This is a genomic window from Arthrobacter sp. Soil764, assembly GCF_001428075.1.
GTDB lineage: Bacteria > Actinomycetota > Actinomycetes > Actinomycetales > Micrococcaceae > Arthrobacter.
The window spans coordinates 222,343-245,344 of record NZ_LMSI01000020.1; the positions used below are offsets into that span (position 1 = coordinate 222,343).

Below are 23,002 nucleotides of genomic sequence, written 5' to 3' on the forward strand. Positions count from 1 at the left end.
TCCAGTTCTTTCCGGTGGTTAGAGCGGCTGATCCCGGGCCGCTGCCAGCCGCTTCCGCGCGCCTTCCAGCCACTCCTCGCAGCGTGCGGCCAGTGCCTCGCCGCGTTCCCACAGTGCCAGGGATTCCTCCAGGCTTGCCCCTCCTGCTTCCAGCCTGCCCACCACTGCGATGAGCTGCTCCCGCGCCTCCTCATAGCTCAGGGCTGCGACGTCGGACTCTGGTTTCTGTTCTGTCATGCCTTCTCTTCCAATTCCTGCTGGTGGTCTGCGTTTCCTGCGTGCGCCACGGTGGATGTGGCGCCGGTGGATGTGGCGCCGAAACGGCCCTCCGCCACACGGATGGACAGGGCCGCCCCCGCCGGCGCTTCGGCGGGACGGCGGACAACAGCGTGGCCCGCTTGGGCAATCCGGGCGGCCTGGTCTCCCGCCAATTCGACGACGGCGTATCCCCGGTCCAGGGTCTTCTGCGGTGAGAGGGCGCGGACCTGGGCCTTCAGGTGCTCAAGCTGGTCGGCCGCACGCACCACCGTGGAACTCACTGCAGCGGAGGAGCGCCGCAGCAGCCGCTCGATTTCCTCTGCCCGGACTGAGACCATGCCCTCCGGCGCGGCCATGACCGGGCGGGAGTGCAGTGCCATCAGCCGGTCCGACTCCCGGTCCACCAGTCGCTCCATGCACCGCCGCAGCTGCTCCCGCGCCTGGCGCACGCCGGCAAGTTCTTCGGAGACCTCGGGAACGATCCGCTTGGCGGCATCAGTGGGGGTGGAGGCCCGAAGGTCGGCAACATCATCCAGCAGCGGGCGGTCTGCCTCATGCCCGATGGCACTCACCACGGGGGTGGCGGCAGCAGCCACGGCCCGGATCAGGTCCTCGCTGTTGAAGGGCAGAAGGTCCTCCAGCGCGCCGCCGCCGCGGGCGATAACGATGACGTCCACCTCCGGCCGGGCATCCAGTTCACGCAGGGCGCGGACCACCTGGGCCACCGCGGTATTCCCCTGGACGGCAACCTCGCGGATCTCAAATTCCACCGCCGGCCAGCGCAGGGCTGCGTTCCGCAGGATGTCCTTCTTTGCGTCCGAGTCGCGGCCCGTGATGAGGCCGATCCGGTGCGGCAGCAGGGGCAGGGGCTTCTTCCTGGACTCGGCAAACAGGCCCTCAGCCGCCAGGGCCTGGCGCAACCGCTCAATCCTGGCCAGCAGGTCGCCCAGGCCCACAGGCCGGATATCCCGCACCATCATGTTGAGCCGGCCCGTCTTCAGCCAGAATTCCGGTTTCAGCAGGGCCACCACCCGCGAACCACGCTCCAGCGGAAGGTTCTGCCGTTCCAGCACCTTGGTCCAGACGGATGCCGGAAGGGAAACCTCCGCATCCACGTCGCGAAGTGTGAGGTAGGCGTTGGTGCCGCGACGGTTCAGCTCAATGACCTGGCCTTCCACCCATGCAGACGGGGTGCGGTCGATATGGGCCTTGAGCTTCTGCGACAGCAGCTGCAGCGGCCAGGGATTATCCGGGCTTGTCTCCGCTGCAGTGGCCGGCAGGGTAGTGGGTGCCGTACCCGGAAGGGAGGCCTGGTCAGACATGCGGACGCCGGTGGGAGGCTGGTGCTGCGGGCATGCGGTCCTTCATCTGTTGTTGGCGGTCAATCAACCTTATCCATAAGGTCTAGCACCGGGGACTGACACGGAAGGCCCTTCGACCCTGCCTAGGATGGGGTAAGGCCCCCCAACCCCGAAGGACCTGCTGTGCGTACTTTTGTTTCCGCCGTCGCCACCGTGCTGGGCATCCTCCTGGCCGCCGTTGCCGTTCCCGCCATCTGGGTGGACCGGAACGTGGTCCAGGAAGATGGTTTTGTCCGTCTTGCGGCACCGCTGGGAAAGGACTCGGAGTTCCAACGGAAGCTGGCCGCGGCGGCGGTGGGAACGATCGATACCGGATCAGTTCCAGGTTTTCTCTCCGGGCTGGTCCAGCCGATGCTTGAGAAGGCAGCGGAGTCGCTGACCGGGCTTCCAGGGTATCCGGCGGCCTGGGAGGAGACACTCCGCAAGAGCCACCGCCTAAGCTTCGCGGACCCTGCAGGTTCCCAGGACGGTGCCTCGACATCCTCGCTGACCCTCGACGTCGCCCCGTTAGTTTCCCTTGGTTCGGAGGAGATTTCGCGCACCACCCGGCTCCCGCTGGACCCGCCGGAGCAAACGCTGATCAACGTGGGCCAGCCCGCGCAAAAGGAGTGGACCGAGCGGCTGGCAACGTATGCGCCCATGGGCTACATCCTGGCCATCGGTTCGGCCGTGGCGTTCCTGCTGGCCCTGGTGGCGGCCCGCCGCCGCTGGACAGTGCTGCTGGCCGCCGGACTTGGGGGCCTGGCCCTCGCCGGGCTGTGGGGGTTGGGCTTGCAGCTGGGCTCCGAGCGGGCACAGGCAACGGACACCGGCAATGCTGTGGCCAACATGTTCCGTGACGAGTTCCTTGCCGCGGCAGGCGCCGATTTCCAGATATGGATCACCACGGCCGCGGTGACGGGCGGCGTCCTGGTGGCGGCAGCCGTTGTGACCTTGTTCGCATCCCGGAAACGGGCCCGGACCAGCCGGTAGCATGGAGGAATGACCACCTCGGCTGTATCCCTCTCGATGCCAACCATTCCGCGCAGGCGCCGCTCGCCTGAGGACGTAGCAGCTGCCGCCCCCGTCAACGGCGCCAAGAAGGTGCTGTTGGCTGCCCCCCGCGGCTACTGCGCAGGCGTTGACCGGGCCGTGATCGCCGTCGAAAAGGCGCTGGAACACTACGGACCGCCCGTCTATGTGCGCAAGCAGATCGTCCACAACGTGCACGTGGTCAGCTCCCTGGAGGAAAAGGGTGCCATCTTCGTCGACGAGACGGACGAAGTGCCCGAAGGCGCACTGGTGATCTTCTCTGCCCACGGAGTGTCCCCGGCAGTGGTGGAATCTGCCGAAAACCGCGGACTGCGCACCATTGATGCGACTTGCCCGCTGGTTACCAAGGTGCACAAGGAAGCCGTCCGCTTCGCCAAAGACGATTTCGACATCCTCCTGATCGGCCACGACGGGCACGAGGAAGTGGAAGGCACCTCCGGTGAAGCACCGGAGCACATCCAGATCATCAACGGACCCCACGAAGTGGATAAGGTCACCGTCCGCGACCCCGAGAAGGTCATCTGGCTCTCCCAGACCACCCTGAGCGTAGACGAGACCATGGAAACCGTCCGGCTGCTCAAGGAGCGGTTCCCCACCCTGCAGGACCCGCCCAGCGACGACATCTGCTACGCCACCACCAACCGCCAAGTGGCTATCAAGAAGATTGCGCCCAAGGCGGACCTGGTGATCGTGGTCGGCTCGGCCAACTCATCGAACTCCGTCCGGCTGGTGGAGGTGGCACTCGAGTATGGCGCCAAGGCCTCCTACCGGGTGGACTTCGCCAACGAGGTTGACGAAGCCTGGTTCGAGGGCGTCGCCACTGTGGGCGTCACGTCCGGGGCTTCCGTTCCGGAGGTACTGGTGCAGGACGTCCTGAGGCTGCTGGCCGACTACGGCTACGGCGCGGTGGAGGAAGTGGTCACCGCAGAGGAGGACCTCCTGTTCTCGCTGCCCAAGGAACTCCGCGCCACCCTGAAGCAGGCCGGCGACGTCAGCCGCGCGCTGGGCGGGCGCAGGCCCCGCAGCTGACAGAGCGGCGGCTGTATCCAGGAGCCGGCATCCGGCAGAAGTAAAAGGATGGGCCGGGCAGTTAACCAACTGCCCGGCCCATCCTGCACTCGCGGTCCCTTGTCAGGCTGCTTCCTCGTCGCCCTGGAGTTCGGGCGCCACCAGCGCGCGGGGGGCCACCTCCACCACCGGAGGTGTCACCAACCCGGACTCCTCGAGGGAGTTGAGTTTCCGTGCCGTGGGCAGGACCCGGGCTTCCAGGGTGCCCACCATCGCGTTGTAGCGGTCCACCGATGACTTCAGGGATGAGCCCAGTTTGCTCACGTTTTCGCCCAGGGTTCCCATCCGGTCGTACAGCTGCCGCGCGAGCTCGAACAGCTCGCGTGCACTGTCCGTCAGGACGTCCTGGCGCCAGGTGAACGCCACGGACTTCAGTACGGCCAGCAGGGTGCTGGGGGAGGCCAGGACCACGTTGCGCGACAACGCGTGGTCCAGGAGCCCGGCGTCGGCCGTGAGGGCTGCAGCGAGGATGGATTCGGCCGGGATGAAGCAGACCACAAGTTCCGGAGAGTTCCCCGGGATGTCCCAGTACTTCTTTGTGCCCAGCGCGTCGACGTGCGCCCTCAGCGCCTTGGCGTGCGCTGCCAGCAGGGCCTGCCGGTTCCGCCCGTCGTTGGCAGACTGCAGCCCGGACGGCTGGCCAGCGCGCGGGTCCACCGCCCCCAGTTCCTGCGCCTCAAGGTAGGACGAGAGCGGGACTTTTGCGTCCACCACCAGCTGCTTGTCGCCCGGCAACTGGACCACCAGGTCGGGGCGGACAGCCGAATCGTGGCCTGCGCTGTGCACCTGCTCCACGAAGTCCACGTGGCGAAGCATCCCCGCGGCCTCCACTACACGCCGCAGCTGCACCTCGCCCCACTGGCCCCTGGCGCTGTTGGAACGCAGGGCAGACTCCAGGGCATGCGTGGACCGGATGAGCTGCTCATCGGAAAGCCTTGCCTCCTGCAGCTGCTGTGCCAGCTGGCCGTACTGTTCCACCCGGTCCCGCTCCAGCAGTGCCACCTGCTGCTGGACCGCGGACAGCTTTTCGGCCACCGGAGCCAGGGCGCGCAGGACGCTGCCGTCCTGCGTCCTGGCCTCACCCAGCTCACGGTTCTGTACCGCCAAAAGCCGCCGCTCGGCGTCGGCCGCTGCCAGCTGCGCCGTGACCTCTGAAAGGCGGGACGACACCTGGTCAAAGTCTGCCTCCAGGGCATGGGAGTTCCTGCGCAGTGAGAAGTAAGTGGCAGCGGCGCCGGCAAGCGCGCCCAGCAGCAGCATGAGAAGGGCCAGAATCAAGGCGAAAGCATCCATGGCTTCACTGTTGCACGGGCCTCTGACAATCACAGGCAGTGACATCCGCCGGTACTGCCTCCAGGGGCCCGGCGGGTAGAATCAATGCTCGTGGCTCTTACTATTGGCATCGTCGGACTGCCCAACGTCGGCAAATCAACCCTCTTCAACGCGCTTACCCGCAACCAGGTCCTGGCCGCGAACTACCCGTTCGCCACCATTGAACCCAATGTCGGTGTCGTGAACCTCCCGGACCCCAGGCTCCAGAAGCTCGCCGGGATCTTCGGCTCCCAGCGTGTCCTGCCTGCCGCCGTGTCCTTCGTCGACATCGCAGGCATCGTCAAGGGTGCGTCCGAGGGGGAGGGGCTGGGCAACCAGTTCCTGGCCAACATCCGGGAGGCTGAAGCCATCGCTGAAGTTGTCCGGGTCTTCGACGACCCCGATGTGGTGCACGTTGACGGCAAAGTGGATCCCCGCTCGGACATGGAAACCATCAACACCGAGCTGATCCTCGCCGACCTGCAGACCATCGAAAAGGCGATCCCGCGGATCGAAAAAGAAGTCAAGATCAAGAAGCGGGAGGCCGCCGAGCTTGCCGCCATCAAAGCCGCCCAGGCTGTGCTGGAGCGGGGCGACACCATCTATTCCTCGATCAAGAGCGACAAGCTGGAGATGGAGCACCTCAAGGAGCTGGGGCTTCTGACGGCCAAGCCCTTCATCTACGTGTTCAACGCGGATGAAGCCATTCTGGGCAGCCCGGAAAAGCAGGAGGAACTGCGCGCCATGGTTGCCCCGGCGGACTGCATCTTCCTGGACGCAAAGCTCGAAGCAGACCTCGTGGAACTGGACGAGGAAGAAGCCCGCGAGATGCTTGAAATGAACGGCCAGGACGAATCCGGCCTGGACCAGCTGGCGCGCGTCGGCTTCCACACTCTGGGGCTTCAGACCTACCTCACCGCCGGGCCCAAGGAAGCACGCGCCTGGACCATCCGGCAGGGGGACACGGCGCCGCAGGCCGCCGGCGTCATCCACTCCGACTTCCAGCGCGGGTTCATCAAGGCCGAGGTGGTGTCCTTCGCGGATCTTGTGGAGGCTGGCTCCATGGCTGAGGCAAAGTCCCGCGGCAAAGTCCGCATCGAAGGTAAGGAATACGTCATGGCCGACGGCGACGTGGTGGAGTTCCGCTTCAACGTCTGACCGCCCGGACGGCTTATCCTGAATCTGCAGGGCGTGATCGTGGCGACCCAGTCCCCTCCTGGGAGGGAAAACACAAGGAGGCGGCATGCCGGTCCGGCGTCTGATGCAATTGCTCATCGCCGCGGTGGTGGCTGCCCTGGTTCTTTCGGGGTGCTCGGGAACCAGTGCCCCGTCCGTTGTGGTGGGGGAGGCAAAGCGCGGCGGCAGCGTGACCGTGGCAGAGGTCAATGCCTTCTCCTCGTTCAACCCGTACAGCGCCAACGGCAATACCGACATCAATTCGAAAATCGGTGCCATCACCCACTCGGGCTTCTTCTACCTCGACGACAGCTCCAAGGTTGTCCGCAACGACAAGTTCGGGCACTTCGAGAAGGTTTCCGACGAGCCGCTCAAGGTGAAGTACACGGTCAACGAGGGCGTCAAGTGGTCAGACGGTGCACAGATCGGCGCAGCGGACCTCCTGTTGAGCTGGGCCGCCGGGTCGGGCTATTTCGACGACCTGGATCCAGCCGCAGGGAAGGGAACCAAGTACTTCTCGGTAGCCTCTGACACCACCGGACTGGCGGGCACCCTGTTTCCCGAGGTCGGGTCCGATGGCCGGTCCATCACCATCGAGTACGCCGCGCCGTACGCTGACTGGGAGGTGGCGTTCGACGTCGGACTGCCCGCGCACGTCGTCGCTGCCAAGAGCGGCCTGAACGACGAGGAGGACCTGGTCCAGCTCCTCAAGGACACCCCGCGCGGCAATCCGGAAAAGCCTGCATCACACCCTGAGCTCAAGAAAGTCAGCGACTTCTGGAACACCGGGTTCGATGCAAAGTCCGTTCCCGACGATCCGGCGATCTATCTGTCCAGCGGACCTTACATTGTCCGCGACATCGTGCCGGAAGTTTCCATGAAACTTGTCCGTAACCGGGACTACGTATGGGGTGCCGAACCCTGGCTGGACGAGATCAATGTCAGGTTCACCGGGGCGGTGCCCGCCGCCGTCGATGCCCTGCGCAACGGCCAGGCGGACATCATTTCGCCCCAGCCGTCAGCCGCCACGGACAACTTGCTCACGGGACTGTCGCGCCAGGGCATCACCGTGGAACGGTACAAACAGTCCGGCTACGACCACCTGGACCTCAATTTCGCCGGACCCTTCGCCACCAAGGACGTCCGGGAAGCATTCCTCATGACGGTTCCACGGCAGGCAATCGTGGACGCAGTGGTGGGGACCCAGGTCCCGGACAGCAAGCCGCTGGACTCCCACGTCTTCCTGCCAGGACAGCCAAAATACGACGAAACCGTAAAGAACAACGGCTCCTCGAACTACGCCAAGGTGGACGTCGACGCCGCAAAGCGGCTCCTGAAGGGTGCCACCCCCACCGTCCGCATCCTCTATAACCGGGACAATCCCAACCGTGCCAAGGCGTTTGCCCTGATCCGCGACTCCGCTGCGCTGGCCGGCTTCCGCGTGTCCGACGGCGGGCAGGGGAGTGCCGACTGGGCAGCGGCGCTCAGCCGCGGCGGCTACGACGCTGCGTTGTCCGGATGGATTGGCACGGAAGCCGGCGTCAGCCGGGTGCCGCAGATCTTCCGGACCGGGGCAGGAAGCAACTTCACGGGATATTCCGACGGCGACGCGGACAAGGTCATGGAGCAACTGGCCGCGACCACGGACCTGGGCAGGCAGGATGAACTCCTGGCCGACATCGACAAGCATGTGTGGGAGGACGCGTACGGCCTGCCGCTCTACCAAACCCTTGGCACTACCGCCTTCAATTCGCGCGTGGCCGGCATCAAGACCAGTCCTGGCCCCCTCGGCGTGTGGTGGAACGTATGGGACTGGCGGCTGTCCTGATTCAGCCGCGTCACCTTTGGGCCTTCCGCCCCTTGCGGACCCTTCACCCTGCCGATTCGCCGTCCGGCCTACCGGCGAGTAGCATGTGACGTGCCTAACTGATTGCTGTGACTTGGGGCATTTCACTGCCCCGGTCACGTTTTGGCAACGGAGTACCAGTATCTGGACTTCGTGCGGTTAGGCTAACTCGTATTATGTAGGTTTCGTCACAGCGGTGAGCTGCGTCCGGCCTGCGGGGAAGCACAAGATTCCCCTATATATCTCTCCCACAACTCATAGGAGGCGGAATGCGTTTTACGCGCACTTCCAAAGCACTGGGCATCGTGGCAATCGCCGCGCTTGCCCTGACCGGGTGCGGCGCCGGCGGCGGCAGCACTGACGGGTCCAGCACTGCTGCCGGGGATCCGAACAAGGTCATCACCGCCTACAGCAACGAGCCACAAAACCCGTTGCTGCCGGCGAACACCAATGAGGTCTACGGCGGCCGCGTGGTCGAGCTCCTCTTCGAGGGCCTGCGCACGTACGACGCCAGCGGCAAACCCGTCAATGCCCTGGCCGACTCCATCGAGTCCTCGGACGCCCAGAACTGGACCATCAAGGTCAAGCAGGGCCAGAAGTTCACCAATGGTGAAGCCATCACGGCGAAGACCTTCGTTGACTCCTGGAACTTTGCAGCCAACTCCAAGAACCTGCAGAACAACGGATTCTTCTTTGAGTCCATCGCCGGTTACGAAGATGTCTCGGCCGTGAACTCGGAGAAGGGTGCTGACGGCAAGACCAAGACCACGCCGGCACCCAAGGCCGACACCATGTCCGGCCTGGCAGCAACCGATGATTCCACGATCACCGTCAAGCTCGCCCAGCCTGAAGCCGACTGGTCCCTGCGCCTTGGCTACTCCGCCTTTTTCCCGCTTCCGTCCGCTGCGCTGACTGACCCCAAGACCTTCGGTGAAAACCCCGTGGGCAACGGTCCCTACAAGTTCGAGAAGCAGGGTTCCTGGGTCCACGACCAGTCCATCTCCCTGGTCAAGAACGCCGATTACAAGGGACCGCGTGAGGCCAAGAACGGCGGCGTGACCTTCAAGTTCTACACTGACCCGGGCCCCGCATACACGGACCTCCAGTCTGACAACCTGGACATCACCGATGTCCTTCCGTCCAACGCCCTGAAGACCTACGTTGCTGACTTCCCGGACCGGAATGCCACCAAGCCGGTTGCCACCAACTCCACGCTGAACATCCCGCCGTACAACCCCAATTTCCAGGGTGAAGCCGGCAAGCTGCGCCGCCAGGCACTGTCCTACGCCATCAACCGCGAGGAAATCGCCAAGGTGGTCTTCAACGGCACCCGCACCCCGGCCAAGGCATTCGTCCCGCCGGTCATCGACGGGTTCAAGGAAGGCCTCAAGGGCAGCGAAGTCCTGAAGTTCGACGCCGCAAAGGCCAAGGACCTGTGGGCACAGGCTGAGAAGATCCAGCCGTACGACAACTCCAAGCCGCTTCAGATCGCCTCCAACACCGATGGCGGCAACAAGGAATGGATCGATGCCGTAGCCAACGGCTTCAAGAACAACCTGGGCATCCAGGCTGAAATCCAGCCCTTCGCCAAGTTCGCTGAAGTCCTGAACCTCCGCAAGTCCCAGCAGCTGCCCGGCCTGACCCGCGCGGGCTGGCAGGGCGACTACCCGTCGCTGTACAACTTCCTGGGACCGGTCTGGGCCACCAACGCCTCCTCCAACTACGAGAAGTACTCGAACCCCGAGTTCGACAAGCTCCTCAAGGAGGGCCTGGCCGCCAAGAGCACGGATGAAGCCAACGGCAAGTTCAACCAGGCACAGGAAATCCTGTTCCAGGACCTGCCCGGCCTGCCGCTCTGGGATCAGGCACGCCCGATCGTTTGGAGCAACAACATCGTGAAGGCCGAAACCGGCTGGAACGGCGGCATCCTGTACTACGGCATCACCGCCAAGTAGTCCCAGATCTAACTTGCCGACAAGCTGATGGGGGTTCCGGTCACGTCCGGGCCCCCATTGGCTTGCAAGCGGCAGGAAGGCACTCATGAACGCGTTCTCCCCCTTACCGGAAGGCAGGTAATCCTGTGACCCGGTTCATTTTGCGCCGACTCCTTCAGGTGATCCCTGTCTTCCTCGGCACTACCCTTCTGGTGTACTACATGGTGTTCGCCCTGCCGGGCGATCCCATCGCCGCGCTGTTCGGCGACCGCCAGCCCCCGCAGTCAGTGATCGACACCCTGCGCAGCCAGTACAACCTGGACCAGCCGTTCTGGGTCCAGTACGGCCTGTTCCTCAAAAACCTTTTCACCTTCAATCTGGGCAATGACTTCACCGGCCAGCCCATCGCGGCAAGCCTTGCCCGTGTGTTCCCCGTGACGGCCATGCTCGCCATCGAGGCACTGGCCATCCAGGCCGTCTTCGGCGTGGCGTTCGGCGTCTTCGCGGGCCTGCGCCGCGGCGGCTGGTTCGATTCCACCGTGTTGGTGGCCTCGCTGGTGGTTATCGCCGTCCCCACCTTTGTCCTGGGCTTCGTTTTCCAGCTCGTCTTTGGAGTTCAGCTCGGCTGGGCCAAACCCACCGTGGGCGCCAATGCCAACTGGGTAACCCTGCTTCTGCCGGCAGTGGTCCTGGGTCTGGTGTCCTTCGCCTATGTCCTCCGCCTGACGCGTGCATCGGTCAGCGAAAACATGAACGCCGACTACGTTCGGACAGCAACCGCCAAAGGCCTCTCCCGGCCCCGCGTGGTCCTGGCGCACATCCTGCGCAACTCGCTGATTCCAGTGGTGACGTACCTGGGCGCCAACCTTGGCGGCCTGATGGGCGGTGCCATCGTCACGGAGGGCATCTTCAACGTTCCCGGTGTAGGCAACAAGCTCTACCAGGCTGTCCTTCGCAGTGAGGGCCCCACCATCGTCTCCATCGTCAGCGTGCTGGTGCTGGTGTTCGTGGTGGCCAACCTGCTTGTCGATCTCCTGTACGCCTGGCTTGACCCGAGGATCCGCTATGACCAGTAACAACAGCCACTACGTGGCCCCCATCGACGAGACACCGCTGCAGGCAACGGACGCCGTCAAGACGGACCAGGCCCCCCTCAGCCTGTGGGCAGACGCCTGGCGCAAGCTCCGCCGTCGTCCGCTGTTCATCATCTCCACACTGCTGATCCTTGCCCTGATCGTGATTGCGCTGTTCCCAGGCCTCTTCACTTCCACCCCGCCCAACGAAGGCTGTGAACTCGCCAACTCCGAGGCCGGCCCCACCGCAGGGCACCCGTTCGGCTTCACCTTCCAGGGCTGCGACGTCTACTCCAGGGTCATCCACGGCACGCAGGCTTCCCTTTCCGTGGGCCTGCTCTCCGTACTCTGCGTCCTGGTCATCGGCGTGACCCTCGGCGCACTGGCCGGATACTACGGCGGCTGGATCGATGCCGTCCTGGCACGGCTGGGCGATATCTTCTTTGCCCTGCCGCTGGTGCTCGGCGCGCTGGTGATCACCCAGCTTCCGCTGTTCCGCGAGAACAAGAGCGTATGGACCGTGGTGTTCGTCATCTCGCTCCTGGCGTGGCCGCAAATGGCCCGCATCACCCGGGGCGCGGTGATCGAAGTGCGCAACGCGGACTTCGTCACCGCTGCACGCGCGCTGGGCGTTTCCAAGTTCGGCGCACTGATCCGCCACGTCCTGCCGAACGCCCTGGCTCCGATCATTGTCCTGGCAACGCTGGAACTTGGCGTGTTCATCGTGGCCGAAGCCACCCTGTCCTTCCTGGGCATTGGCCTCCCGCAGAGCATCATGTCCTGGGGCAATGACATCGCAGGTGCGCAGGCATCGATCAGGACCCGGCCGGAAATCATGCTCTACCCGGCCGCCGCGCTCTCCCTTACGGTGTTGAGCTTCATCATGCTGGGCGACGCCGTGCGTGACGCCCTTGACCCGAAGAGCCGTCAGCGATGAGAGAACAAGAGATGACAACTCCAGAAGTCCGCATCGATGAGGCCGGCACCACCGGCGTCAGGCCGCTGCTGGAAATCCGTGACCTGGCCATCACCTTCAAGACCGGCGGCGGTGAAGTCCAGGCTGTCCGGGACGCCCACCTGACCATCATGCCGGGTGAGACTGTCGCAATCGTGGGGGAGTCCGGCTCCGGAAAGTCCACCACGGCCCTGGCCGCCATCGGGCTCCTGCCCAACAACGGCAGGGTCTCCGGCGGCCAGATCCTGCTGGACGGCGAGGACATCGCCCATGCCTCCGAGCAGCGCATGATCGAACTGCGCGGCAACACCATCGGCATGGTCCCGCAGGACCCCATGTCCAACCTGAACCCGGTGTGGAAGATCGGCTACCAGGTCAGGGAAACACTGAAGGCGAATGGCCGTCCCAGCGGGCCCGACGACATCGCCAAGGTGCTGTCCCAGGCAGGGCTGCCGGATGCCAAACGACGGGCCAACCAGTACCCGCACGAGTTCTCGGGCGGCATGCGCCAGCGCGCGCTGATCGCCATTGGCCTCTCCTGCCAGCCGCGCCTGCTGATCGCGGACGAGCCGACCTCGGCCCTCGACGTCACCGTGCAGCGCCAGATCCTGGACCACCTGGAGACCATGACCAACGAGCTTGGCACCTCGGTCCTGCTGATCACCCACGACCTGGGCCTGGCCGCCGAGCGTGCAGACAAAGTGGTGGTCATGTACCAGGGCCGCGTGGTTGAAGCTGGACCCTCGCTGGAATTGCTCCGGAACCCGCAGCACCCCTACACCAAGCGGCTCGTTGAGTCCGCGCCCTCGCTGGCCAGCCGCCGAATCCAGGTGGCCAAGGAGCAGGGTGTGGAGACGACGGACCTCCTGGCACCCGCCGCAGAAACGCTGAAGTCCGATACGTTCCTGCAGATCCAGGACCTGCGGAAGGTGTACAAGCTGCGCCAGGGGCTTGGCAAGGCAACGGACTTCGCGGCGGTCGACGGCGTGAGCTTCGACGTGCGGCGTGGAACCACGACGGCGATCGTGGGGGAGTCGGGGTCCGGCAAGTCCACAGTGGCCAAGATGGTGCTCCAGCTGGAAAAGCCGACGGACGGCAGGATCCTGTTCGACGGGGTGGATACCTCCGCCCTGAAGCCGGCCGAACTGTTCAAGTTCCGCAGGCGGGTCCAGCCGATCTTCCAGGACCCGTACGGTTCCCTCGATCCGATGTACAACATCTACCGCACCATCGAGGAACCGCTGAGGGTCCACAAGATCGGGGACCAGGCCAGCCGGGAGAAGAAAGTCCGGACACTGCTGGACCAGGTGGCGCTGCCCCAGTCCGCCATGCAGCGGTATCCGAACGAGCTTTCAGGCGGGCAGCGGCAGCGTGTTGCCATTGCCCGGGCGCTGGCGCTGGACCCCGAAGTCATCATCTGTGATGAGGCGGTCTCTGCACTGGACGTACTGGTGCAGGCGCAGGTGCTCAACCTGCTCGCCGACCTGCAGGCCAACCTTGGGCTGACATACCTGTTCATCACGCACGACCTCGCTGTGGTGCGGCAGATCGCGGACCACGTGTGCGTGATGGAAAAGGGCCGGCTGGTGGAGACCGGGTCCACGGATGAAGTCTTCGAATCGCCGAAGCAGGACTACACGAAGGCGCTGCTGAACGCCATCCCCGGCGCGAAGCTGATGCTTCCGCCTGAGGTGGCATAGCGGGACGCCTGATCTGAACAGCTGGAGCCGGGACCTTTGGGTCCCGGCTCCAGCTGTTTAACTGCACTACTGCTCCACAGCTGCCTTTCGGTCCAGCCCCAGTACACGCAGTCTGTGGTCAAGGATCCCGCCGAGCGCTGCGCGGCCTTCGGTGTTCATGTGGACCGCGTCTGCAAGGTCCTTGGCCAGTCCGTACCTGGTGAGCCAGTCGCCCACGGAAACAAAGGGAAGTCCGTTGCCGGCTGCCACGGCACCCAGCAGGGCGTCCACCTCGCTCCGGCGGCCGCCGCCGTCGTTTGCTCCCCGTGCCAGGGTGCCGATGATGGCAATCCTTGTACCCGGATAGCGGGTCCGCAGCTCGGCAATCAGCCGCTGGGCGTTTCCGGTGATCTGCGCGTCGCTTGCGCCCTTGGCGGCGTCGTTCCCGCCGCCCTCGATAACGATCAGGGCCGGAGTGCCGGAGGGAAGCAGCCAGTCCCCGCGCTGCAGGGCATCGATGTAGTTGCCTGTGGCGCCGTTCGCCGCAACATAACCGGTACCGCCGCGGCCGCAGAAGTACACGTTGTAACCGGCAGCGGCGAGGCCCAGGCGCGGCCAGCCGTCCGCCGGCTCCGACTGTGAGTCACCGATCAGCAGGACAGTCCTGCTGATGTCCGGAACCACGGCTTCCAGCCTTCCGTTGCCGGGATTCAGGATCCGCGACGTGGCCGTCACCGCGGGATTCCCTCCTGCGCTGACGGCTTGCCCGGTTGCCGCCCGCGCCAGTCCGCCCGCGGCAGAGTCGCCGGAAAGTCCACAGGCGGCGAGTCCCAGGACCGCCGATACCGCCAGGAGGCCGGACACAGCGGCAGTGGTGGCCCGGGCGGCACCGCGGGGTGTGCTGGCCTTAGCAGGGGGCATCGTTGTCTCCGGCGCGCTCAAGAGTGGGCTGTGTCACAGCAATCATGCCACGCAGGCGGAAGTGGTAGTGAACTTAGTCACACTGCGCAGGGGGATGCCTGAGGGCAGCGTCCCCGGCGGCGGCAAACCCTGCCGGAATTTAGGCCAACAAATGGCTCAGCGGCTAGAATGGAGGAAGGCGCCCTGTGCCAAGGGCCTTGTCCGTCGTGCGTTCCAGTTGGAAATGTCGCGATACAACAGCTGACTCCACTGAATCGAGCCATTACGCATGTCTGAAACCACCACCAACACCGCGGTAGCCACTGCATCGCGCAGTGACCTGCGCAACGTCGCGATCGTGGCCCACGTTGACCACGGCAAGACCACCCTGGTCGACGCCATGCTCAAGCAGACCAACTCCTTTGCCGAGCACAACCACCTCGAAGACCGCGTGATGGACTCCGGTGACCTGGAGCGCGAAAAGGGCATCACCATCCTGGCCAAGAACACCACGGTGGCCTACAACGGTCCGTCCTCCAACGGCGAGACCATCACCATCAACGTCATCGACACCCCCGGCCACGCCGATTTCGGTGGCGAAGTGGAGCGCGGCCTGTCCATGGTGGACGGCGTTGTCCTCCTCGTCGACTCCTCCGAGGGCCCGCTGCCCCAGACCCGCTTCGTGCTCCGCAAGGCCCTTGCCGCGCACCTCCCGGTGATCCTGCTGGTCAACAAGACCGACCGTCCGGACGCCCGGATCGACGAAGTGGTTCACGAGTCCATGGACCTGCTCCTGGGCCTGGCGTCCGACCTCGCCGACGAAGTGCCGGACCTGGACCTGGACAAGGTCCTTGAGGTTCCCGTTGTCTACGCCGCCGCCAAGGTTGGCCGCGCCTCCCTGGAGCAGCCGGCCAACGGCTCCGCCCCGGACAACGAGGACCTTGAGCCGCTGTTCAAGACCATCATCGAGCACATCCCGGCCCCCACGTACAACCCCGAGGGTGTCCTGCAGGCGCACGTCACCAACCTGGACGCCTCCCCGTTCCTGGGACGCCTCGCCCTGCTCCGCATCTACAACGGCACGCTCCGCAAGGGCCAGCAGGTTGCCTGGGCCCGCCACAATGGTGAGCTCAAGACCGTCAAGATCACCGAACTCCTCGCCACCAAGGCACTGGAGCGCGTTCCGGCCGAGTCCGCCGGCCCCGGCGAGATCGTGGCTGTCGCCGGTATCGAGGACATCACCATCGGTGAAACCCTCACCGACGTCGAGAACCCGCAGCCGCTGCCACTGATCACCGTGGACGATCCCGCGATCTCCATGACCATCGGTATCAACACCTCCCCGTTGGCCGGCAAGGTCAAGGGTGCAAAGGTCACCGCCCGCCAGGTGAAGGACCGCCTGGACAAGGAACTGATCGGTAACGTCTCCATCAAGGTGCTCCCCACCGAGCGTCCGGATGCCTGGGAAGTCCAGGGCCGTGGCGAGCTGGCGCTGGCCATCCTGGTTGAGCAGATGCGCCGCGAGGGCTTTGAGCTGACCGTCGGCAAGCCGCAGGTTGTCACCAAGACCGTCGACGGCAAGATCCACGAACCGATGGAGCACATGACCATCGACGTGCCCGAGGAATACCTGGGCGCCGTCACGCAGCTCATGGCTGCCCGCAAGGGCCGCATGACCAACATGGCCAACCACGGCACTGGCTGGTGCCGTATGGAATTCATCGTTCCCGCCCGCGGCCTGATCGGCTTCCGCACCCGGTTCCTCACCGACACCCGCGGCGCCGGCATCGCAGCCTCCATCTCCGAGGGCTACGAGCCCTGGGCCGGCCCCATTGAGTACCGCACCAACGGCTCCATGGTGGCCGACCGCGCCGGTGTTGTCACCCCGTTCGCCATGATCAACCTGCAGGAACGCGGCTCCTTCTTCGTGAAGCCCACCTCCGAGGTGTACGAGGGCATGATCGTGGGCGAGAACTCCCGCGCCGACGACATGGACGTCAACATCACCAAGGAAAAGAAGCTCACCAACATGCGTGCCGCTTCCTCCGACACCTTCGAGAACCTGACCCCGCCCCGCGATCTCACCCTCGAAGAATCGCTGGAATTCGCCCGCGAGGACGAGTGCGTCGAGGTGACCCCGGAAGCCATCCGCATCCGCAAGGTCATTCTGGACACCAACGAGCGCGCCAAGGCCAACCGCGCCCGCGCCAAGGCATAACACCGCCCTGACCTAACAGAATGCCACCGGCCCCAGGCCGGTGGCATTCTGCGTTAAGTCTTATTCCTGCCGTGAGGGCGGAGCTTGTCGGGCTGGACGGCGCGGGGGAGCGGGCGGGACCTCCTTGGCGGCCACCACCTGCGCAAAGGGAATGACGACGTCGGCCTGCCGCGTCCGGACCGTGCAGGAACCGGCGTCGCAGGCCAGCAGATGGCCCAATGCGTCCGTGAGGCCACCTTCGATCCGGTAACGCACCACCACTCGGATCCCGGGCACAGCCGAGGCAAGAAAGCGGGCGGGTGAAGGTAATGGCTGACTCACCAGTTCATACTAGGGGCGCCGGCTAGGTTCGCGGGAACGGGCTGGGAGATAATAGGCTCAGATGTCAATAGTCCGGCCATGCTGCCGGATGCAAGAGCCGGCGGGAAGCCGGAACCCAACGTGGAGAGGCCAGGGACGTGACGTACGTAATCGCGCAGCCGTGTGTGGATGTCAAGGACAAGGCATGTATTGAGGAATGCCCGGTCGACTGCATCTATGAGGGCGAGCGTTCGCTGTACATCCATCCGGACGAATGCGTGGACTGCGGCGCCTGCGAACCGGTGTGCCCGGTGGAAGCCATTTACTACGAGGATGACACCCCGGAGGAATGGGCCGACTACTACAAGGCCAACGTGGAGTTCTTCGACGACCTCGGGTCTCCCGGCGGCGCGGCCAAGATCGGCAACACCGGCAAGGACCACCCCATGATCGCCGCCCTGCCGCCGCAGAACCAAGACCACTGACGCGGACGCACGCCGTGACCGCAGCAGTGAATTCGTTTGGCCTGGACCTGCCCGACTACCCGTGGGAGGCCATGGCCCCGTACCTGGCCAAGGCTTCGGAGTATCCCGGCGGAGCCGTGAACCTGTCGATCGGCACACCTGTGGATCCCACGCCGCAGCTGGTGCAGGACGCACTCAAGACTGCCGCGAACGCCCCTGGCTATCCCACAGTTCACGGCACCCCGGCCCTCCGGGAGGCCATCGCGGGCTGGTTTGAGCGCCGGCGCGGCGTCGCCGGGCTGGACCCCGTCAACATCATGCCCACGGTGGGGTCCAAGGAACTCGTCGCGTGGCTCCCGCTGCTGCTGGGGCTCAAGCCGGGGGACGTCGTCGTACGCCCCAAGGTGGCCTACCCCACGTACGATATCGGCGCCACCCTTGCCGGCGTCACCTCGGTGGCGACGGACAACCTGGACGAACTCGATGACGCCACCCGCTCCCGTGTCCGTCTCATTTGGGTCAACTCGCCTGGCAATCCCACCGGCAGCGTCCGGAACGTTGAATCCCTGAAAGCGCTGGTGGAGCAGGCCCGTCAGCTGGGCGCCGTGGTGGCCTCGGACGAATGCTACGCAGAACTCGGATGGGGGGACTGGGACGTCCAGCGCGGCGGCCGGCGCGTGCCGAGCATCCTGGACCCGCAGGTGGCGGGCGGCTCACACCAAGGCTTGCTGGCCGTGTACTCACTGAGCAAGCAGTCCAACCTGGCCGGCTACCGGGCAGCCTTCGTTGCCGGTGATCCGGACCTGATGCCCAACCTGGTCAACAGCCGCAAGCACGCAGGGATCATCGTCCCCTATCCAGTCCAGGAGGCCATGCGCGTGGCCCTGGGCGACGACTCGCACGTCGAGGCCCAGAAGGACCTGTACCGGGGCCGCCGGGACCGGCTGGTGCCGGCCCTGCTTGACTTCGGCCTGCAGATCAAGGATTCCGACGCCGGCCTGTACCTTTGGTCGACGGCGGGAGAGGGCACGTGGGACACGGTGGCCCGCCTGGCCGGCCTCGGCATTGTGGTGGGACCGGGCGTCTTCTACGGAGACGCAGGCAACGGGTATGTCCGGGTTGCCCTCACCGGAACGGACGAGCGGATCGATACTGCCGTTGCACGCATGGCCGCATCAGCTTCCTAGGGGTACGTAATAATCATGTGACTCGCCCCACATCCAGTGCCTTTTGGGCTGGATTTGAAGGCTGCGGATTAGTGACACCCGCCAAGGAGCGGTACTTTTTAAGTGACTATCAATGGTGGCTTTCTACAAGAAGGCAGCCCGGGTGTTGGAACCTGTCCTCTCAGGCTTCGTGCGCGGCTCACCTGATGTTGGATCAAGCTTTCGACAGAGGCCCAGAAGCCTCATGAAGGGGACTCCATGACTGAGACCAACAATGCTGCGACCCTGCTCCACGCAGGTGGCGAGCTGAAGCTCCCGCGCATCCAGGTTGTTGAAGGGAACGAAGGTTACGACGTCTCCAAGCTGCTGAAGCAGACCGGTGCCGTGACCTTTGACCCCGGCTTCATGAACACCGCAGCAACCACGTCGGCAATCACCTACATCGATGGCGATGCGGGCATCCTGCGCTACCGCGGATACCCCATCGAGCAGCTGGCGCAGCACTCCAGCTTCCTTGAGGTGTCCTACCTGCTGATCTACGGCAACCTGCCCACGCCCACCGAGCTGGACGAGTTTGACCAGAAGATCCGGCGCCACACCCTGCTGCACGAGGAGCTCAAGGGCTTCTTCGGCGGCTTCCCCCGCGACGCGCACCCCATGCCCGTGCTGTCCTCGGCCGTGTCCGCGCTGTCCACGTTCTACCAGGACTCGCTGGACCCGTTCAACGCCGAACAGGTGGAGGTCTCCACCATCCGCCTCATGGCCAAGCTGCCGGTCATCGCCGCCTACGCGCACAAGAAGTCGATCGGCCAGCCCATGCTGTACCCGGACAACTCCATGAACCTGGTGGAGAACTTCCTGCGCCTCAGCTTCGGCCTGCCGGCGGAGCAGTACGAGCTGGACCCGGTCATCGTCAAGGCCCTGGACCTGCTCCTCATCCTGCACGCGGACCACGAGCAGAACTGCTCCACCTCCACGGTGCGCCTGGTGGGCTCCTCCAACGCCAACCTCTTCGCCTCGGTATCCGCGGGCATCAACGCGCTCTTCGGCCCGGCCCACGGCGGTGCCAACGAGGCCGTGCTGAAGATGCTCCGCCAGATCCAGGCCGAGGGCCTCAAGCCCGAGGACTACATGGAAAAGGTCAAGAACAAGGAAGACGGCGTCCGGCTCATGGGCTTCGGGCACCGCGTGTACAAGAACTACGATCCGCGCGCCAAGATCGTCAAGGCCACGGCACACGAGATCCTCAGCAAGCTCGGCGGCAACGACGAACTGCTGGACATCGCCATGCGGCTGGAAGAGAAGGCACTCAGCGATGACTACTTCATCCAGCGCAAGCTCTACCCCAACGTGGACTTCTACACCGGCCTGATCTACAAGGCGATGGGCTTCCCCGAGAAGATGTTCACCGTCCTGTTCGCCATCGGCCGCCTCCCGGGCTGGATCGCCCAGTGGCGCGAAATGATCAGCGACCCCAACACCAAGATCGGCCGCCCGCGCCAGCTCTACATCGGCGAGCCGGAGCGGGACTACCCGGCCCGCTAATCCTGCAAAGGCCTGAATTACGACGGCGGCCGCCCACCTTCCAGAGGTGGGCGGCCGCTTTTGCGTTAATCACCATCGACTGCTGCGTACTTGTCGTTTTGGGACGTGATAACGACAAGTTCGGAGCAATCGATGGGTTCAGGAGGCGTAGCCCTGGGGGTTGTTCTTCTGCCAGCGCCAGTGGTCCTCGCACATCTGGTCCACCGTTTTGGTGGTGGACCAGCCCAAGTCCGCCAGCGCAGAGGTGGCGTCGGCCCAGAACGCGGGAAGGTCCCCTGCGCGGCGGCCGGTGATTTTGTAAGGGATGGGCTTGCCCACTGCTTTCTCAAAGGAGCGCAGGACCTCCAGGACCGAGGAGCCCTTGCCGGAGCCCAGGTTCCAGCGGMASACGCCTGTGCGCCCGGCGATGTGGTCCAGCGCCGCAACGTGCCCTTCGGCCAGGTCCACCACATGGATGTAGTCGCGCAGGCAGGTGCCGTCCGGGGTCCGAAGACCAGAAGTTTGTCGCGCCGGCCCACGGCGACCTGTGCGATGAACGGAACCAGGTTGTTGGGGATGCCCTGGGGGTCTTCGCCGATCCGGCCCGAGGGGTGTGCGCCCACGGGGTTGAAGTAGCGCAGCAGTGCTATGTGCCAGCGGGGGTCGGCGGCCCCGAGGTCCGAGAGGATGTCTTCGATCTGTTCCTTGGTGCGGCCGTAGGGGTTGTTGGCGCCGATTTCCATCTTTTCCACGTAGGGGATGGGGTTGTGTTCGCCGTAGACGGTGGCTGAGGAGCTGAACACGATGGAGCGGACGTCGTGCCGGTCCATGACCCGGATCAGGTTCAGGGTGCNAGGGGATGGGGTTGTGTTCGCCGTAGACGGTGGCTGAGGAGCTGAACACGATGGAGCGGACGTCGTGCCGGTCCATGACCCGGATCAGGTTCAGGGTGCCTACCAGGTTGTTGTAGTAGTACTTCAACGGCTCCTGCACCGATTCCCCCACGGCCTTGAGCCCGGCGAAGTGGATGACGGCCTCGATGCCGCTGCCGGCAAAGACCTTCTCCACGGCGGCCTCATCCACCAGGTCAACGTGGTGGAACTCTGCGGCCTTGCCGCTGAGTTCGGCCACGCGCCGCAGCGATTCCTCGCTGGAGTTGACCAGGTTGTCCATGACGACCACGTCGTGGCCGGCTTCCTGCAGGGAAAGAACAGTGTGGGAACCGATGTAGCCGGTGCCCCCTGTAACCAAGATTTTCATGCCCCAACGCTATCCCACGGGGAGCGGCGCCCGCCCCAGGGTTCCGGATGGCGGGCACGCAGCAAGGGCGGCGGAAGAAGCAGTGGAAGCACAAGTGTGCTAATAAGAATGGTGCCCAAAATAGTAGACGCTGATGCCCGGCGCCAGGATGTAGTCCAAGCTGTTCTCCGTATCATCGCCGTGGACGGGCTGGAGCGGGCCTCGCTGCGGGAGGTGGCGGACGAGGCCGGGCTTGCGGTTGGTTCGGTCCGGCACTACTTCGAAGGCAGCGAGGAACTCCTGGCGTTCTCGTTCGGCACTGTGGTGGACCGCGTGGTTGGCCGGCTCCAGGCCCTGCTGCCGGCGGTGCGGGACGCTGCACAGGCCAGCCCGGAACAGCGGCAGGCCGTCTTGACCCTGCTGGGCGGCATGCTTCCCCTGGATGAGGAAACAGCTGTGGAGGCCTGCGCCTGGCTGGCCTTCAAGAACGCGGCGCGGATCAGGCCGTTCCTCGCTGCCGAAGCCGACCGCAGCCATCGGGACGTCGCGGCCATCGTTGGCGGGGTGGTGGCCTCCCTGCTCCCGGAGGATGAATCGCAGGAGAACCTGGTGGTGGAGGCGGAACGGCTGCTGGCGATGCTGGATGGGCTGTGCATGCATGCCCTGCTGCAGCCCGGCTGGATGACCGCACAGATGTGCCGCGACGTGCTTGAGCGGCACCTGGACGGGCTCGCACGGTAAGCGTCCCGCCATCCGCAGCCTGTCCTGCACTACCGTGAAGTGGCTGCGGGAATAGACTGATAGCCGGGTACAGCGCACCGGCTCACGCCGTCCGGCAAGGGCAGGCCAGGGAAGGACTTGGGATGCATCACGCAAGCGGTTCAGGGTGGCAGATCACCACCGACACGTCCGGGCCGATGATGATCGCGCTTTACGTCCGGGACGCGGCCGGCCTGAACGGAGTGGGGCATCCCATGCTGTCCCATACGACGCCCAAAGTGCGCCCCGCCGACCACACCCACCTGACGGCGGACGTGGGCGGGCTCGGCGCGCTCAAGACCGAGTGGGAAGCCTGGTGGGAGCAGCTGCTGAAGGCCCACCCGCACACCGCTCCGGAGCTCTCACCGCCCAGCTTTGAAGCGTTCGGCAACTCTCCGGCCCTCCAGCGGGTCCTGCAGGCACACTTTGGCTCCGCCCTCACCTGGGCCAGGGAGCGCAGGAGCGAATATGCCGAGCTCGAGGCCGAACGCGTGGCCTCGGGAACGGACCAGTTGCTCGAGGACATGGTGGACGACAGGCTGATGGAAGTGGGGCGGGACTCGCGGGACTTTAAGCTCACCATCATCGAGCTGCCGCTGGACGAGCAGCGGGCCTGGTACCTGGAGCCGGACAAGATCATCATGAGCCGGCATCTGATGGGGCAGCCCGATCTTTTCCGCAGCTACGTCCAGCCCGTGCTGGAAATCCTGGTCTAGCCCTCCGCAGCCAGCCCTTAGCA

At 64.9% G+C, this 23,002-nt stretch carries 19 protein-coding genes and 2 pseudogenes; 14 read left to right on the forward strand and 7 right to left on the reverse strand.

Annotation, left to right across the window (positions count from 1 at the left end; genetic code table 11):
- Nucleotides 1–18: 18 nt before the first annotated feature.
- Both ASG86_RS12445 and xseA read right to left on the reverse strand, forming a co-directional pair.
- Complete coding sequence (locus ASG86_RS12445; RefSeq protein ID WP_056334565.1) at nt 19–237, reverse strand: exodeoxyribonuclease VII small subunit; 219 nt, start codon at nt 235–237, stop codon at nt 19–21.
- A complete protein-coding gene (xseA, locus tag ASG86_RS12450; RefSeq protein ID WP_056334569.1) occupies nt 234–1,580 on the reverse strand; it encodes an exodeoxyribonuclease VII large subunit in 1,347 nt (448 codons plus the stop codon). The genes ASG86_RS12445 and xseA overlap by 4 nt, the downstream gene beginning before the upstream one ends.
- Nucleotides 1,581–1,742: 162 nt before the next feature.
- Between xseA and ASG86_RS12455 the strand changes: the two genes are divergently transcribed.
- Entirely contained in the window at nt 1,743–2,591 is an 849-nt protein-coding gene (locus ASG86_RS12455) for a hypothetical protein (protein WP_056334572.1), read from the forward strand.
- Between the two features lie 9 nt (nt 2,592–2,600).
- Nucleotides 2,601–3,680, forward strand: a complete 1,080-nt coding sequence (locus ASG86_RS12460; RefSeq protein WP_056334578.1) for a 4-hydroxy-3-methylbut-2-enyl diphosphate reductase — start codon at nt 2,601–2,603, stop codon at nt 3,678–3,680.
- Between the two features lie 102 nt (nt 3,681–3,782).
- Here the strand turns inward: ASG86_RS12460 and ASG86_RS12465 are convergent, their stop codons facing one another.
- Complete coding sequence (locus ASG86_RS12465) at nt 3,783–5,012, reverse strand: DNA recombination protein RmuC (RefSeq protein WP_056335472.1); 1,230 nt, start codon at nt 5,010–5,012, stop codon at nt 3,783–3,785.
- A 90-nt stretch (nt 5,013–5,102) separates the two neighbouring features.
- On the opposite strand from ASG86_RS12465, the gene ychF reads away from it, so the two are divergent.
- From ychF to ASG86_RS12495, 6 genes are all read left to right on the forward strand, one after another.
- Nucleotides 5,103–6,188, forward strand: a complete 1,086-nt coding sequence (gene ychF / locus ASG86_RS12470) for a redox-regulated ATPase YchF (RefSeq protein WP_056335475.1) — start codon at nt 5,103–5,105, stop codon at nt 6,186–6,188.
- A gap of 85 nt (nt 6,189–6,273) precedes the next feature.
- Nucleotides 6,274–8,034: an ABC transporter family substrate-binding protein gene (locus ASG86_RS12475; RefSeq protein ID WP_056334581.1), complete on the forward strand. Its 1,761-nt coding sequence runs from the start codon at nt 6,274–6,276 to the stop codon at nt 8,032–8,034.
- Nucleotides 8,035–8,321: 287 nt separating this feature from the next.
- Nucleotides 8,322–10,007 (forward strand): peptide ABC transporter substrate-binding protein, encoded by a 1,686-nt coding sequence (locus ASG86_RS12480; protein ID WP_056334584.1) that lies wholly within the window; start codon nt 8,322–8,324, stop codon nt 10,005–10,007.
- Between the two features lie 125 nt (nt 10,008–10,132).
- Nucleotides 10,133–11,062, forward strand: a complete 930-nt coding sequence (locus ASG86_RS12485; protein ID WP_056334587.1) for an ABC transporter permease — start codon at nt 10,133–10,135, stop codon at nt 11,060–11,062.
- Nucleotides 11,052–11,996, forward strand: coding sequence for an ABC transporter permease (locus ASG86_RS12490; protein ID WP_056334589.1), 945 nt, complete (start codon nt 11,052–11,054; stop codon nt 11,994–11,996). Before ASG86_RS12485 ends, ASG86_RS12490 begins: the two co-directional genes overlap by 11 nt.
- Before the next feature lie 11 nt (nt 11,997–12,007).
- The gene (locus ASG86_RS12495) at nt 12,008–13,714 is read left to right on the forward strand and encodes a dipeptide ABC transporter ATP-binding protein (RefSeq protein WP_056334592.1); all 1,707 of its coding nucleotides are present in this window, start codon (nt 12,008–12,010) and stop codon (nt 13,712–13,714) included.
- A gap of 66 nt (nt 13,715–13,780) precedes the next feature.
- Here ASG86_RS12495 and ASG86_RS12500 read toward each other — a convergent pair whose 3' ends face one another.
- On the reverse strand, nt 13,781–14,614 hold the full coding sequence (locus tag ASG86_RS12500) for an SGNH/GDSL hydrolase family protein (RefSeq protein WP_056334595.1): 834 nt from the start codon (nt 14,612–14,614) through the stop codon (nt 13,781–13,783).
- 268 nt (nt 14,615–14,882) lie between these two features.
- Between ASG86_RS12500 and typA the strand changes: the two genes are divergently transcribed.
- Entirely contained in the window at nt 14,883–16,811 is a 1,929-nt protein-coding gene (typA, locus tag ASG86_RS12505; protein ID WP_056334597.1) for a translational GTPase TypA, read from the forward strand.
- A 60-nt stretch (nt 16,812–16,871) separates the two neighbouring features.
- On the opposite strand, the gene ASG86_RS12510 is transcribed toward typA, so the two are convergent.
- Nucleotides 16,872–17,132: a putative acetyltransferase gene (locus ASG86_RS12510; protein ID WP_056334601.1), complete on the reverse strand. Its 261-nt coding sequence runs from the start codon at nt 17,130–17,132 to the stop codon at nt 16,872–16,874.
- Between the two features lie 137 nt (nt 17,133–17,269).
- Here ASG86_RS12510 and fdxA point away from each other — a divergent pair, with 137 nt between their 5' ends.
- The 3 genes from fdxA (at nt 17,270) to ASG86_RS12525 (ending at nt 20,286) form a co-directional block, all read left to right on the forward strand.
- Complete coding sequence (gene fdxA / locus ASG86_RS12515) at nt 17,270–17,596, forward strand: ferredoxin (RefSeq protein ID WP_013601705.1); 327 nt, start codon at nt 17,270–17,272, stop codon at nt 17,594–17,596.
- Between the two features lie 14 nt (nt 17,597–17,610).
- Complete coding sequence (gene dapC / locus ASG86_RS12520; RefSeq protein WP_056334604.1) at nt 17,611–18,762, forward strand: succinyldiaminopimelate transaminase; 1,152 nt, start codon at nt 17,611–17,613, stop codon at nt 18,760–18,762.
- Between the two features lie 237 nt (nt 18,763–18,999).
- Nucleotides 19,000–20,286, forward strand: a complete 1,287-nt coding sequence (locus ASG86_RS12525; protein WP_056334606.1) for a citrate synthase — start codon at nt 19,000–19,002, stop codon at nt 20,284–20,286.
- Between the two features lie 138 nt (nt 20,287–20,424).
- Here the strand turns inward: ASG86_RS12525 and galE are convergent.
- Nucleotides 20,425–21,118, reverse strand: a pseudogene (gene galE, locus ASG86_RS21010) (UDP-glucose 4-epimerase GalE); the annotation flags it as partial.
- Nucleotide 21,119: 1 nt separating this feature from the next.
- Nucleotides 21,120–21,525: pseudogene (locus ASG86_RS21015) on the reverse strand (SDR family NAD(P)-dependent oxidoreductase); the annotation flags it as partial.
- Nucleotides 21,526–21,636: 111 nt separating this feature from the next.
- Here ASG86_RS21015 and ASG86_RS12535 point away from each other — a divergent pair.
- Both ASG86_RS12535 and ASG86_RS12540 read left to right on the forward strand, forming a co-directional pair.
- Nucleotides 21,637–22,245: a TetR/AcrR family transcriptional regulator gene (locus tag ASG86_RS12535; protein ID WP_056335479.1), complete on the forward strand. Its 609-nt coding sequence runs from the start codon at nt 21,637–21,639 to the stop codon at nt 22,243–22,245.
- Between the two features lie 122 nt (nt 22,246–22,367).
- Nucleotides 22,368–22,979 (forward strand): hypothetical protein, encoded by a 612-nt coding sequence (locus ASG86_RS12540; protein ID WP_056334607.1) that lies wholly within the window; start codon nt 22,368–22,370, stop codon nt 22,977–22,979.
- Nucleotides 22,980–23,002: the final 23 nt, after the last annotated feature.

What these genes read in the sequence shown, in the direction of transcription:
- ASG86_RS12500 (WP_056334595.1), bottom strand. Translation starts at nt 14,614, where the DNA reads ATGCCCCCTGCTAAGGCCAGCACACCCCGCGGTGCCGCCCGGGCCACC.
- ASG86_RS12490 (WP_056334589.1), top strand. Translation starts at nt 11,052, where the DNA reads ATGACCAGTAACAACAGCCACTACGTGGCCCCCATCGACGAGACACCG.
- ASG86_RS12465 (WP_056335472.1), bottom strand. Translation starts at nt 5,012, where the DNA reads ATGGATGCTTTCGCCTTGATTCTGGCCCTTCTCATGCTGCTGCTGGGC.
- ASG86_RS12525 (WP_056334606.1), top strand. Translation starts at nt 19,000, where the DNA reads ATGACTGAGACCAACAATGCTGCGACCCTGCTCCACGCAGGTGGCGAG.
- ASG86_RS12540 (WP_056334607.1), top strand. Translation starts at nt 22,368, where the DNA reads ATGCATCACGCAAGCGGTTCAGGGTGGCAGATCACCACCGACACGTCC.
- typA (WP_056334597.1), top strand. Translation starts at nt 14,883, where the DNA reads ATGTCTGAAACCACCACCAACACCGCGGTAGCCACTGCATCGCGCAGT.
- ASG86_RS12495 (WP_056334592.1), top strand. Translation starts at nt 12,008, where the DNA reads ATGACAACTCCAGAAGTCCGCATCGATGAGGCCGGCACCACCGGCGTC.
- ASG86_RS12480 (WP_056334584.1), top strand. Translation starts at nt 8,322, where the DNA reads ATGCGTTTTACGCGCACTTCCAAAGCACTGGGCATCGTGGCAATCGCC.
- ASG86_RS12460 (WP_056334578.1), top strand. Translation starts at nt 2,601, where the DNA reads ATGACCACCTCGGCTGTATCCCTCTCGATGCCAACCATTCCGCGCAGG.
- ASG86_RS12475 (WP_056334581.1), top strand. Translation starts at nt 6,274, where the DNA reads ATGCCGGTCCGGCGTCTGATGCAATTGCTCATCGCCGCGGTGGTGGCT.
- xseA (WP_056334569.1), bottom strand. Translation starts at nt 1,580, where the DNA reads ATGTCTGACCAGGCCTCCCTTCCGGGTACGGCACCCACTACCCTGCCG.
- ASG86_RS12445 (WP_056334565.1), bottom strand. Translation starts at nt 237, where the DNA reads ATGACAGAACAGAAACCAGAGTCCGACGTCGCAGCCCTGAGCTATGAG.